General features: G+C 71.1%; 10 protein-coding genes. 5 read left to right on the top strand and 5 right to left on the bottom strand.

Going from position 1 to position 12,501, the window contains the following annotated elements:
- The coding region (gltB, locus tag Q7T09_RS00680) for a glutamate synthase large subunit (RefSeq protein ID WP_304697040.1) at positions 1-3,792 on the top strand (3,792 nt) is incomplete at its 5' end.
- Here the strand turns inward: gltB and Q7T09_RS00675 are convergent.
- Positions 3,789-5,141, bottom strand: coding sequence for a citrate synthase (locus Q7T09_RS00675; protein WP_304697039.1), 1,353 nt, complete (start codon positions 5,139-5,141; stop codon positions 3,789-3,791). The genes gltB and Q7T09_RS00675 overlap by 4 nt on opposite strands.
- Positions 5,142-5,230: 89 nt before the next feature.
- Between Q7T09_RS00675 and Q7T09_RS00670 the strand changes: the two genes are divergently transcribed.
- Genes Q7T09_RS00670 through queG form a run of 4 tightly spaced genes read left to right on the top strand, consistent with a single transcriptional unit; the run spans position 5,231 to position 9,091 of the window.
- Positions 5,231-6,301 carry a citrate synthase/methylcitrate synthase gene (locus Q7T09_RS00670; protein ID WP_304697038.1) on the top strand — a complete coding sequence of 357 codons (1,071 nt, stop codon included), beginning with the start codon at positions 5,231-5,233 and terminating at the stop codon, positions 6,299-6,301.
- A 53-nt stretch (positions 6,302-6,354) separates the two neighbouring features.
- The gene (locus Q7T09_RS00665) at positions 6,355-7,287 is read left to right on the top strand and encodes a cation diffusion facilitator family transporter (RefSeq protein WP_304697037.1); all 933 of its coding nucleotides are present in this window, start codon (positions 6,355-6,357) and stop codon (positions 7,285-7,287) included.
- A gap of 39 nt (positions 7,288-7,326) precedes the next feature.
- The gene (locus Q7T09_RS00660; protein WP_304697036.1) at positions 7,327-8,001 is read left to right on the top strand and encodes a glutathione S-transferase family protein; all 675 of its coding nucleotides are present in this window, start codon (positions 7,327-7,329) and stop codon (positions 7,999-8,001) included.
- Positions 7,982-9,091, top strand: coding sequence for a tRNA epoxyqueuosine(34) reductase QueG (gene queG, locus Q7T09_RS00655; RefSeq protein ID WP_304697035.1), 1,110 nt, complete (start codon positions 7,982-7,984; stop codon positions 9,089-9,091). The genes Q7T09_RS00660 and queG overlap by 20 nt, the downstream gene beginning before the upstream one ends.
- On the opposite strand, the gene Q7T09_RS00650 is transcribed toward queG, so the two are convergent.
- From Q7T09_RS00650 to Q7T09_RS00635, 4 genes are all read right to left on the bottom strand, one after another.
- Complete coding sequence (locus tag Q7T09_RS00650) at positions 9,088-9,735, bottom strand: glutathione S-transferase family protein (protein ID WP_304697033.1); 648 nt, start codon at positions 9,733-9,735, stop codon at positions 9,088-9,090. The genes queG and Q7T09_RS00650 overlap by 4 nt on opposite strands.
- Before the next feature lie 59 nt (positions 9,736-9,794).
- Complete coding sequence (locus Q7T09_RS00645; RefSeq protein WP_304697031.1) at positions 9,795-10,613, bottom strand: crotonase/enoyl-CoA hydratase family protein; 819 nt, start codon at positions 10,611-10,613, stop codon at positions 9,795-9,797.
- Positions 10,614-10,624: 11 nt separating this feature from the next.
- Positions 10,625-11,542: a glutathione S-transferase family protein gene (locus Q7T09_RS00640; protein ID WP_304697030.1), complete on the bottom strand. Its 918-nt coding sequence runs from the start codon at positions 11,540-11,542 to the stop codon at positions 10,625-10,627.
- Between the two features lie 290 nt (positions 11,543-11,832).
- Positions 11,833-12,501 (bottom strand): 3-hydroxybutyrate dehydrogenase (locus tag Q7T09_RS00635; protein ID WP_304697029.1); only part of this gene is annotated, 669 nt, incomplete at its 5' end.

The following is a 12,501-nucleotide window of genomic DNA, read 5'->3' as shown; positions in this document are numbered from 1 at the left end:
GCCCAGCCCTTCCGGATGCTGGCGCACAACGGCGAGATCAACACCAAGAAGGGCAACCTGAACTGGATGAAGAGCCACGAGATCCGCATGGCCGCCGACGCCTTCGGCGACTTCGGGGACGACGTGAAGCCGGTGATCCAGGACGCCAGCGGTTCGGACTCCATGGCGCTGGACAACACCTTCGAGGTGCTGGTGCGGGCGGGCCGCGACGCCCCCATGGCCAAGGCCCTGCTGATCCCCGAGGCCTGGGCGCACAGGAGCGACGACCAGATCAGCCCGGCCCACAAGGCGCTCTACGCCTATTGCAACGCGGTGATGGAGCCCTGGGACGGGCCCGCCGCCATCTGCGCCACCGACGGCCGCTGGGTGGTGGCCGGCAAGGACCGCAACGGCCTGCGGCCCCTGCGGGTGACCTATACCGACGACGGCTTGCTGATCATGGGCTCGGAGGCCGGCATGTGCCGGGTCGACGAGGCGCGCATCGTGCGCAAGGCCCATATCCAGCCCGGCCGCATGGTGGCCGTCGACCTCGCCGAGGGCCGCCTCTACGAGGAAGAGGAGATCATCGACCGCCTGGCCGCCCAGCACCCCTATGACCAGTGGCTGGGCAACATGGTGGACCTGGAGGCGCAGATCGCGCCGGGCCCGGAGCCCCGCGCCTACGCCAGAGAGGAACTGACGCGCCGCCAGGCGGCCGCCGGGATGAGCCTGGAGGACCTGGAGCTGCTGCTGGCCCCGATGATCGAGGACGCCAAGGAGGCGGTGGGCTCCATGGGGGACGACGCGCCCCTGGCGGTGCTGTCCGACCAGTACCGGCCGCTCTCCCATTTCTTCCGGCAGAACTTCAGCCAGGTGACCAACCCGCCGATCGATAGCTTGCGCGAGACCGGCGTCATGAGCCTGAAGACCCGGTTCAAGAACCTCGGCAACATCCTGGCCCAGGACGAGGCCCAGACCGACGTCTTCGTGCTGGAGAGCCCGGTGCTCACCACCGGCATGTACCAGCGGATCATGGGCTTCATCGGCGAGGGCTCCGTGGCCAGCATCGACTGCACCATGCCGATCCCCGCCGATGAGGCCCGGCCCGGCGACGCGCTGCGGGCCAATCTCGACCGCATCCGGGCCGAGGCCGAGGACGCCGCCCTGCGCGGCTGCGCCACCATCGTGCTCACCGACGAGGCCTCGGGTCCGGGTCGCGTGGGCCTGCCGATGATCCTGGCCACAGGCGGGGTCCATTCCTGGCTGGTGGCCAAGGGTCTGCGCTCCTACGTCTCGATCATCGTCCGCTCGGCCGAGTGCCTGGACACCCACTATTTCGCGGTGCTGGTGGGGGTGGGTGCCACGGCGGTGAACGCCTATCTGGCCCAGGAAAGCTTCCAGGACCGGCTGGAGCGGGGCCTGACCGGGGAGCTGACGCTCCACGACGTCTGCCGCAACTTCAAGCACGCCATCGAGGGCGGCCTCTTAAAGATCATCGCCAAGATGGGGATCGCGGTGATCTCCTCCTATCGCGGCGGCTACAACTTCGAGGCCGTGGGCCTGTCCCGCGCCCTGGTGGCGGAGTTCTTCCCGGGCATGCCCTCGCGCATCTCCGGCATCGGCCTGGCGGGGCTGGAGGCCAAGGCGGTGGAGGTGCATCGTCGCGCCTGGGATCCCGGCGCCGTCAGCCTGCCGGTGGGGGGGCTCTACAAGGCCCGGGCCAGCGGCGAGAGCCACGCCTTCGAGGCGCGCATGATCCACACCCTGCAGCGGGCCTGCGACAGCGGTGACTACGCCGCCTACCAGGCCTTCTCCGCCGGCATGGCCCGCCAGCCCACCATCCAGCTGCGCGACCTGCTGGACTGGCGCTCGCCCGAGCGACCCGTGGCCCTGGACGAGGTCGAGAGCGTCAACGAGATCCGCAAGCGCTTCCTGACGCCGGGCATGAGCCTGGGGGCCCTGAGCCCCGAGGCCCACGGGGTGCTGAACATCGCCATGAACCGCATCGGGGCCAAGTCCGTCTCGGGCGAAGGCGGCGAGGATTCGGCCCGCTACAGGCCCCTGCCCAACGGCGACAACCCCAACTCGGCGGTCAAGCAGATCGCCTCGGGGCGGTTCGGGGTGACGGCGGAATACCTCAACGAATGCCGCGAGATCGAGATCAAGGTCAGCCAGGGCGCCAAGCCCGGCGAGGGCGGGCAGCTGCCCGGCTTCAAGGTCACCGAGCTGATCGCCCGGCTGCGCCACGCGACGCCCGGCGTGATGCTGATCTCACCCCCGCCGCATCACGACATCTATTCCATCGAGGACCTGGCCCAGCTCATCTATGACCTCAAGCAGATCAACCCCACCGCGCGGGTCTGCGTGAAGCTGGTGGCCATGACCGGCATCGGGGCGATCGCGGCGGGCGTGGCGAAAGCAAAAGCAGATGTGATCCTGATCTCCGGCAATGTCGGCGGCACGGGCGCCTCGCCCCAGACCTCCATCAAGTATGCTGGCGGGCCCTGGGAGATGGGTCTCTCCGAGGCCAACCAGGTCCTGACGCTGAACAACCTGCGCCACTCGGTGCGGCTGCGGGCCGACGGCGGCATGCGCACCGGGCGCGACATCGTCATCGCCACCATGTTGGGGGCGGAGGAATTCGGGATTGGAACAGCGAGCCTGATCGCCATGGGCTGCATCATGGTGCGCCAGTGCCATTCCAACACCTGCCCGGTGGGGGTCTGCACCCAGGACGAGGCTTTGCGGGAGAAGTTCTCCGGCAGCCCGGAGAAGGTGATCAACCTCTTCACCTTCATCGCCGAGGAGGTGCGCGAGATCCTGGCGTCCCTGGGCTTCCGCTCGCTGCAGGAGATCGTCGGTCGCACCGACCTCCTGCAGCAGGTCTCCCGCGGCGGGGAGCACCTGGACGACCTCGACCTCAACCCCCTGCTGGTGATGGCCGATCCGGGGTCGAACCCGCGCCATTGCGTGGTGGAGGGCCGCAACGAGGTGCCCGACACCCTGGACGCCCAGATCGTGCGCGACGCCGCCCCCCTGCTGGAGCGGGGCGAGAAGATGCAGCTGACCTACACGGTGCGGAACACCGCGCGCGCCATCGGATCGCGGACCTCCTCGCACATCGTGCGCAGGTTCGGGATGACCGGCCTGCCGGCCGGGCACCTGACCGTGCAGCTGAAGGGCTCGGCGGGCCAGAGCCTGGGGGCCTTCGCGGTCCAGGGCCTGCGCATCGAGCTGACCGGCGAGGCCAACGACTATGTCGGCAAGGGCCTGTCGGGGGCGACCATCATCCTGCGACCCTCCCCCCACCTGGCGGCGCCGGAGACCAACGCCATCCTGGGCAATACCGTGCTCTACGGGGCGACCTCGGGGCGGCTGTTCGCGGCGGGCCTGGCCGGCGAGCGGTTCGGGGTGCGCAACTCCGGGGCCGTGACCGTGGTGGAGGGCTGCGGCGCCAACGGGTTGGAATACATGACCGGCGGGCGGGCGGTGATCCTGGGGCCGGTGGGCTTCAACTTCGCCGCCGGCATGACCGGGGGCATGGCCTATGTGCTGGACCTGCACGACCGCTTCCTGACCCACCTGAACACCGACAGCGTGGTGGTGCAGCGGATCGGGACCCGGGCCTGGGAGGCCGAGCTGAAGGCCCTGGTGGAGGAGCATGCGCGGGAAACCGGCTCGGTGTTCGCCGCGGGGATTCTCCGCGACTGGGACCGGCATCTCGGCAAGTTCTGGCAGGTGGTTCCCAAGGACATGGTTCACCGGCTGGACCAGCCGCTGGCCGAGGAAGAGGCGGTGCATCACCGGGCCTAGGGCGGGTCAGATGCTCCCCCTCTGGGGGAGCTGGCGGCGAAGCCGGCTGAGGGGGACTTGACTCTTGTTTTGGGGCGGTAGGGGTCAACTACGTTGATCCCCCTCCGGCTCGTCGCTGCGCTCCGATCCACCTCCCCCACATCGCGCTGCGCGCGGGGGGAGGTTCTCGAGGTCGCGCCGCCTCTCGCCACCTCCACCCCGACATAGCGCGCCCGCGGCCGGATCAAGGCGCCCGTCTGGCCCTGTTCGATGGCGTGGGCGATCCAGCCGGCGCAGCGGGCGGTGGCGAAGAGGGCGAAGGGGGCTTCGCGGGGCAGCTTGAGGGCGTCGGACATGGCCACCAGGGCGAAGTCGATATTGGGCGCCAGGCCGGTGATGTCCTCCACCGCGGCCCGCAGACTCGCCATCTCCGGCGTGAGCTGGAAGCGGTCCAGCAGGGCGGCGGCGCGGGGATCGTGGTCGGGATAGAGGGGGTGGCCGAACCCCGGCAGGGCGCGATCCTCCGCCAGGCGGGCGGCGATCACCGCCCGCGCGCCACCCTGGGCGGCTTCGGCGGCGAAGCCGCGGATCGCCGTCGGCGCCCCGCCATGGCGCGGCCCTGACAGGGTGGCCAGACCCGCCAGGGCGGCGGCGGCGAGCGACGCCCCCGTCGAGGCGGCCACCCGCGCGGCGAAGGCCGAGGGGTTGAGCTCGTGATCGGCCAGCAGCACCAGCACCCGGCGCACCAGGTCCGCCCCCGGACCGCCGGGGCCCAGGCCCCAGGCGAAGGCCAGGCGGTTGTGGATCGCCCCGCCGCCGACCTGACCGGCGATGGCGTCGGTGAGCACGTCCAGCAGGGTGGCGGCCTCCACCGCCAGGGCCAGGGGATGGCGGCCCAGGGCCGGGGGGTCGACGCCGGCGCGGGCGGCCAGCGCCAGGAAGGCCCGCCCCGTCATGTCCGGGGCCTCCGGCGGCTGGGGCCGGTCGGTGCGCTTCAGCGCCGCCCCGTGGCCGCCCCGCAGCAGGCGGGCGACCGCCTCCAGCGTCTCGGTCTCCGCCAGCTCCACGGCGTCGCGGCCCCGGTAGAAAAGACGCCCCTGGGAAATGGTGGTGATGGCCGAGACCAGCACCGGCTCGCCCCAGGCGATAGCGCCGGCCGCCACCTCCGAGGCCTTGCGGCTGCGGGTCTTGCGCTGAACCAGGGCGGCGATGTCGGCGGCCCGGTAGAGGCTGCGGCGGGGGTCGTGGGGGTCGATGCGGGTCTGGACCCGGCCGCGGCTGACATAGGCGTAGAGGGTCTGGGGCCGAACGCCCAGTTTCGCGCGGGCCTCGTCGGCGCCGATCCAGTCGGGGGTCTTGGTCAGGGGCATCAGATGTTGATTATGTTGATCAAGATTGACGCTTCCAGCTTGGCGGCAAATATCGCCCTTAGCAAGTTTGGAAAAAAGGAGGTCCTCCCATGACGGACGGACTGGAAGACGTCGTCGCCGCCCACACCGTGATGTCCGACGTGGACGGCGCGGCGGGACGCTTGATCATCCGCGGCCGGTCGCTGGACGAATTGGCCGGGCGCGCCAGCTTCGAGGAAGTGACCCGCCTGCTGTGGGACGGGTTCTTCGACCACCTGCCCGCCGACCTGACCGGCCCCCTTGCCGCCGCCCGGGCCGAGGTGTTCGCCGAGGTCTCGGCGATGGACACCGGCCTCCTGGCGCTCAGCCCCATCGAGGCCGTCCGCGCGCTGACCGCCAGGCTGGCGGACGGGGACGACCTGGCCACGGCCCTGCGCCTGCTGGCCGCCCCGGCGGTGTTCACCGCCGCGGTGGTGCGGGGCCAGGCCGGCGAGGCGCCCATCGCGCCGGACACCTCGCTCTCCCACGCCGCCGACATCCTGCGCATGCTGGGCAAGCCCGCCGCTCAGGCGCAGGTGGAGGCGCTCGACACCTATCTGGTGACGGTGAGCGACCATGGGCTGAACGCCTCGACCTTCGCCGCCCGCGTGGTGGCCTCGACCCAGGCGGGGCTGGCCTCGGCGGTCCTGGCCGGGATCAGCGCGCTGAAAGGCCCGCTGCACGGCGGGGCGCCGGGGCCGGTGATCGACATGCTGGACGGCATCGGAACGGCGGAGAACGTGCGGCCCTGGCTGGAGGCGGCGCTGGCCCGAGGCGACCGGCTGATGGGCTTCGGCCACCGGGTCTACAAGGTGCGCGATCCCCGCGCCGACGCCCTGAAGGGCGCCATCCGGCGTATGGGGACCCGGGCCGGGCGGCTGGAGTTCGCCGAGGCCGTGGAGCGGGCGGTGCTGGAGATCCTCAAGGCCCACAAGCCCGACCGGAGCCTGGACACCAATGTGGAGTTCTACACCGCCCTGCTGCTGGAGGCCCTGGCCTTCCCGCCGTCGGCCTTCACCTGCGTCTTCGCCATGGGCCGTACGGCGGGCTGGATCGCCCACGCCCGCGAGCAGCTGGCCGGCGGGCGGCTGATCCGGCCGCAGTCGGTCTATGTCGGGCCCCTGCCCCGGGTCGCGGCGTGACCTGAGAGTCGTTAGCGCTGGGGCGGCGCGCGCGGGCGCACTAGATAGGGCTCATGCACGCCCCGACTGGCCTCGACCCCAAGACCGCCGCCGCCCTCACACGGCGGATCACCCTGCTGTCGGTGGCCACCGCCGCCGTGCTGGTGGCGATCAAGGCCGGGGTCTGGCTGATCTCCGGCTCGGTGGCGCTTCTTGCGTCAGCGGCGGACTCGGGGCTGGATCTGATCGCTAGCCTGGTGACCTTCTACGCCGTGCGCTACGCCCAGGCGCCGCCGGACGCCGAGCACCGCTTCGGGCACGGCAAGGCCGAGGCCTTCGCCAGCCTGACCCAGGCGGGCCTGGTCTTCGCCTCGGCCGCCCTGATCGGCCGCGAGGCCATCGTCCACATCCTGCACCCCGCCCCGGTCCAGAATGAGAGCTGGGCGGTGGCGGTGATGGCCATCTCCACGGTGCTGACCGGCCTGCTGATCGTGGCCCAGGGCCGGGTGCTGAAACAGACCAGCTCCGTGGCGGTCTCCGGAGACCGGGCCCACTATCTCACCGACGTGGCCTCCAACATCATCGCGCTGGCAGGCATCGGGGCGGCGGCCTGGCTGGGCTGGTTCGCGCTGGACGCCTTCGCGGGCCTGGCGGTGGCGGCCCTGCTGCTGTGGGCGGCGATCGGGGTGTTCCGCGAGGCCTCGGGCCAGCTGCTGGACGCCGAGCTGCCCGAGGTCGACCGCGCCCGGGTGGTGGCCCTGGTGGCGGAGGACGCCCGGCTGACCGACGTCCACCAGCTGCGCACCCGGGCCTCGGGGCCCTATGTCCACATGCAGATGCACGTCGACCTCGATCCGGACCTCACCCTGGAGGACGCGCACCGGGTGATCGTCGAGGCCGAGAAGCGGATCCTGGAGCACTTCCCCCACGCCGACATCCTGATCCACGCCGACCCGCGCGGCCGGGCCGAGCCGCACGGCGGGGCCTTCGCCGAGCACGCTCAGTAAACGCGCCCTTAACGCAGGCCGTGCTAGGCCGCATCGCCCATGTCCCCCGAACGCGTCCTGCACCACTTCCCCCTCGATCCCGCCTCCCGCCAGGTGCGCCTGGCCCTGGGCGAAAAGCGCCTGGCCTTCTCCGAGAACCCTGTGCGCTACTGGGAGCGGCCCAAGGAGCTAGTGGCGCTCAACGCCTCGGGCCTGACCCCGGTGCTCACCGACGGTCCCCTGGTGCTCTGCGAGAGCCGGGCGATCCTGGACCATCTGGAGGAGACCTATCCCGAGCCCGCCCTGCTGGGCCGCGAGCCCGCCGAGCGGGCCGAGGCCAGGCGGCTGCTGCAGTGGTTCGACCGCAAGTTCGACTACGAGGTCGGCGGCTTCATCCTGCACGAGAAGATGGAGAAGCGGCTGCTGGGCCTGGGAGCCCCCGACCTGGCCGCCCTGCGCCAGGGCCGCGAGGCCCTGCGCGGCCATCTGGTCTATATCGAAACCCTGCTGGCCGAGCGCGACTGGCTGGCCGGCCAGCGCCTGTCCCTGGCCGATTTCGCCGCGGCGGCCCACCTCTCGGTGATCGACTATTTCGGCGACGTGCCCTGGGCGGACTTCCAGGCGGTGAAGACCTGGTACATGAAGCTGAAATCGAGGCCGGCCTTCCGGCCGCTGCTGGCCGACCGCTGGCCCGGCCTCGCGCCGGCGCCGCATTATGACGACCTCGACTTCTGACCTGATCGCCGCCAAGGCCCGCGAGCTGGGCTTCGACGCCTGCCGCGTCGCGCGCCTCGACGCGCCGTGGGCCGCCGGCGAGCGCCTCCAGCAGTTCATCGGCCATGGCCGCCACGGCGAGATGGACTGGATGGCGACGACGGCGGAGCGCCGGTCCCATCCGAACGCCATGTGGGAGGGCGCGCGGTCGGCCATCCTGCTGGGGGTCAACTATGGCCCCGACACCAATCCGCTGGAGGCCCTGGCGCACCCCGACCTGGGCGTCATCTCGGTCTACGCCCAGGGCGACGACTATCACGAGCTGATCAAGGGGCGGCTCAAGCAGCTGGCCTCCTGGCTGGCCGCGCGGTTCGGCGGCGAGCTGAAGGTCTTCGTCGACACCGCCCCCCTGATGGAAAAGCCCTTGGCGGAGAAGGCCGGTCTCGGCTGGCAGGGCAAGCACACCAACCTGGTGAGCCGCGAGTTCGGCTCCTGGCTGTTCCTGGGCTCGATCCTGACGGAGCTGGAGCTGACGCCCGACGCGCCCGAGACCGACCATTGCGGGTCCTGCCAGGCCTGCCTGGACATCTGCCCGACCAGGGCCTTCCCCGCGCCCTACCAGCTGGATGCGCGGCGCTGCATCTCCTACCTGACCATCGAGCTGAAGGGGCCGATCCCGCGGGAGTTCCGCGCGCCGATGGGCAACCGCATCTATGGCTGCGACGACTGCCTGGCGGCCTGCCCCTGGAACAAGTTCGCCGCCACCGCGCGGGAGCAGCGGCTGCAGGCCCGCGACGCCCTGAAGGCGCCGGCCCTGGCGGACCTGGCGGGGCTGGACGATGCGAGCTTCCGCGCCCTGTTCTCCAAGAGCCCGGTCAAGCGCATCGGCCGCGACCGCTTCGTGCGCAACGTCCTCTACGCGGTGGGGAATTCCGGGGACGCCGGCCTGGCCGAGGTGGCGGAGGGGCTGTTGAGCGATCCCTCGCCCCTGGTGCGCGGGGCGGCGGTCTGGGCGCTGGGTCGATTGCTCAGCGCCGAGGCGTTCGAGACGCTTCGGCTTGCCCAGATCGAAGGCGATGCCGAGGTCCTGGTGGAGTGGGAGGCGGCCTAACCGTCCTGCCAGGTCGCCGCCGGGGCGTCGGCCTGCGCGGCTTTCGCCTTCTGGAAGCCTTCGCGGGCCTGCAGCCGCGCCCAGTATCCCGCCACCGCCGGACTGAACCTCTGATCCAGGCCCAGGGTCTCGGCCAGCAGCAGGGCGTAGCCCACCGAGATATCCGCCCCTGTGAACCGCCCGGCGCAATACCAGCCATCGTTGGCCGCTAGCCGTGGCTCCAGCCCCTTGAGGCGGGCGTTGAACCAGCGGCCGTAGTCCTCGGCCACCTGGGGATTGCGGCGCTCCTTGGGCTCCAGCCGCGTGTAGCGGAGCACGAGGGTCTGGGGGAAGGTGAGCGTCGCCTCGCCGAAGTGCAGGCCGTTGAGCCAGTCGCCATAGGCGGGATTCCCGGGCTCCACCGAGAGCGCGCTCGGCCCGTCGCGGGTGACCAGGTACTGGACGATGGCCGCGCTCTCGGTCATCCGCGTGGCGCCGTCCACCAGCAGGGGAATGGTGCCCAGCGGGTTCTCCGCCAGATAGTCCGGCGCCAGGACCCGGGGCGGGAAGGGCAGCAGCTTCAGCTCATAGGGGACGCCCAGCTCCTCCAGGGCCCAGAGGGCCCGGAAGGAGCGCGCGTCGGCGCAGTGATAGAGGGTCGTCACGGGCGGCTTATCCTTGGTCGCGGCGCCAAAACCGGCGTCCACTTTTGGCTGTCACGCGCCTAGTCCGCGTAGACGGCGGGCCGCTTCTGCATGTTGGACATCACCGCCTCCACCTGGTTGGGGGAGCCGATCAGGGCGCCCTGCTCCTGGCTCTCGGCCAGCAGGATGGCGTGCTGGTCGGCGTCGTGGACCATGTCCAGCAGGCGCTTGGAACCCCGGATTGCGGCGGGGTTCTTGCCGGCGATCTCGGCGGCCAGGGCCAGGGCCTCCTCCAGGGGGTCGGAGCAAACGCGGGTGGCGAAGCCCAGGCGATAGGCCTCCTCGCCGTTGAAGATGCGGCCGGTATAGGTCAGCTCCCGGGCCACGTCATCGCGCACCAGGCGCTTCATCAGCACAAGCCCGCCCATGTCGGGCACCAGGCCCCACTTGATCTCCATCACCGCCATGCGGGCGTCGGGGGTGACGAACCGCAGGTCGGCGCCCAGGGCCAGCTGGAAGCCGCCGCCGAAGGCCACGCCATGGATGGCGGCGATCACCGGGACCGCCTGCTCGCGCCAGACCATTACCGCGTGCTGGGCGCGGTTGGAGCCCCCCGCGGTGCGCTTGGGCGTCAACAGGGCCTCGCCGGTGGAGGATTGGCCGCCCGAGCGCTCGCCCGAGGCCATCTTGCCGAAATTGCCCATGTCCAGGCCGGCGCAGAAGGCGCGACCCTCGCCGGAGAGCACGATGGCGCGGACGCCGGGCCGAGTCTTCAGCTCTTCCCCGGTGTCGATCAGGGCCTGAAACATGTGGTCGTCGAGGGCGTTCATCTTGTCGGTGCGGATCATGCGCACGTCGGCGACGCCGTCCTTCAGTTCAACCTTGATGCGGTCTTCCATGGCGGGCTCCTTCAAATGGGCTTGGCGCGGACGGCGATGTAGCCGGCGCGGGGGAAATGGATGTGCAGGGCGCCCAGCTCGGCGGAGTCGCGAGCGATCACCAGACGGTCGGGGGTGGCGGCCACCAGGGCGCCGGCGATGGGGTCGCGGCCGTAGTCGTCGGCCATCACCGTCACGTGGGTTCCGGGCGCGAGGCCCAGGGGGTCGGCGGGGTCGTGGGCCGGCGGGATGCGGGGCCGGGTGTCGCGGGCGATCTCCAGGGCCACGTGGGGCGCCATCTCGGTGCGGATCCCCTCCCCCAGGGCGGCCATGCGCTCACGCCAGGCCGGCAGGCGGGACAGGCCCGCCATCAGGGCGGCGGCCGTGGCCGGCAGCGCCCGATCCAGCCAGATCACGTTCATATAGGCCGCCACGTCGGCCAGGCCGGGCGCCTCGCCGGACAGGAAGGGCTGGGCGGCCAGGCCCCGGTCGATCCAGGCGGCGTGGGCCCGCCACTGCGGCCGCATCACCCCGGCGGCGGCCTTCATGGCCGCGACGTCGAAGGGCCGGCCCGACAGCTTCTCGCGGTCCGCGATGAAGGCCTGGGGAACCGCATCCCCCAGCTCCCCGAAGATCACCGGCACGGTGGTCTGGAAGAACAGCCGATCGGCCCAGAAATTCACCGCCCAGGCCGGGCCCCCCGCCGCCGGCGGCTGCGGGGCTATGGCCTCGATCTCGGCCAGGATGACCTGGCTGTCGCAATAGACGTCGGCGCCGATCTGCATCACCGGCGCCCGGCGATAGCCGCCGGTGAGCGGGGTGAGGTCGGGCTTGGGCATCATGTTGGGGGTGATCACCGAGGACCAGGCCAGACCCTTCAGCCCCAGGAAACACCGCACCTTCTGGGAGAAGGGCGAGGCCTCGTAGTGGTGCAGGATGATCCCGGTCATGACGTCCGTCCCCGGCGGGTCTGAGGCGCCCGCCCAGGGATCACGCTGTCACGGAATCCGGCCCGCGGAAACCGTGACGCGGGGGCAGGAGGGGGTGATCGCGCCCTTCTCTCCCTACGGACTCCCGCTGACCTCACCTCCCTGATCGTCATGGTCGGGCTTGTCCCGACCAGCCATAGACTCCGCGGCGAAGGCGGCCCTCGGCGGCGAGGTTCGCGCGCCCTGCGAGGAGTCGGAGATCATGGATCCTCGGGACAAGCCCGAGGATGACGATTGAATGGGACGTGTCGCTACTCCGCCGTCCAGCCGCCATCGACGGACAGGTTGGCGCCGGTCATCTGCTTGGCGGCCGGCGAGCAGAGGAAGACGGCGATGGCGGCGACCTCCTCGGGCGTCACGAACTGCTTGGTGGGCTGGGCCTCCAGCAGCACATCGTTGATCACCTGCTCCCGGGTCAGGCCCCGCGAGGCCATGGTGGCGGGGATCTGGTTCTCCACCAGGGGGGTCCAGACATAGCCGGGGCTGATGGCGTTGACCGTCACCCCGAAGGTGGCCAGCTCCAGGGCCGCGGTCTTGGTCAGTCCGGCGATGCCATGCTTGGCGGCCACATAGGCCGACTTGAAGGGGGAGGCCACCAGGGAGTGGGCCGAGGCCGTGGAGATGATCCGGCCCCAGCCGCGGGCCTTCATGCCCGGGACCGCCGCGCGGATGGCGTGGAAGGCGGCCGAGAGGTTGATGGCGATGATCTGGTCCCACTTGTCGAGGGGGAAGTCCTCGATGGGCGAGACGAACTGCACCCCGGCGTTGTTGACCAGGACGTCGACGGCGCCGAACGCCGCTTCGGCCTGGGCGATCATGGCGGCGATCTCCGCGGGCTTGGTCATGTCGGCGGGGGAATAGATCGCCCTGACCCCGAACTCGGCCTCGATCCCGGCCCGCTCCGTCTCGATGGCCTCGGG

Source organism: Phenylobacterium sp. (genome assembly GCF_030645195.1).
Lineage (GTDB): Bacteria > Pseudomonadota > Alphaproteobacteria > Caulobacterales > Caulobacteraceae > Phenylobacterium.
The sequence above is the reverse complement of the archived record's forward strand: the minus strand, read 5'-3'. Positions and strand labels throughout refer to the sequence as shown.

Coding starts and splice junctions, on each gene's coding strand:
- Q7T09_RS00675 (WP_304697039.1), bottom strand. CDS start 5,141: ATGCCCCTGACCAAGACCCCCGACTGGATCGGCGCCGACGAGGCCCGC.
- Q7T09_RS00640 (WP_304697030.1), bottom strand. CDS start 11,542: ATGACCGGGATCATCCTGCACCACTACGAGGCCTCGCCCTTCTCCCAG.
- Q7T09_RS00665 (WP_304697037.1), top strand. CDS start 6,355: ATGCACGCCCCGACTGGCCTCGACCCCAAGACCGCCGCCGCCCTCACA.
- Q7T09_RS00645 (WP_304697031.1), bottom strand. CDS start 10,613: ATGGAAGACCGCATCAAGGTTGAACTGAAGGACGGCGTCGCCGACGTG.
- Q7T09_RS00670 (WP_304697038.1), top strand. CDS start 5,231: ATGACGGACGGACTGGAAGACGTCGTCGCCGCCCACACCGTGATGTCC.
- queG (WP_304697035.1), top strand. CDS start 7,982: ATGACGACCTCGACTTCTGACCTGATCGCCGCCAAGGCCCGCGAGCTG.
- Q7T09_RS00660 (WP_304697036.1), top strand. CDS start 7,327: ATGTCCCCCGAACGCGTCCTGCACCACTTCCCCCTCGATCCCGCCTCC.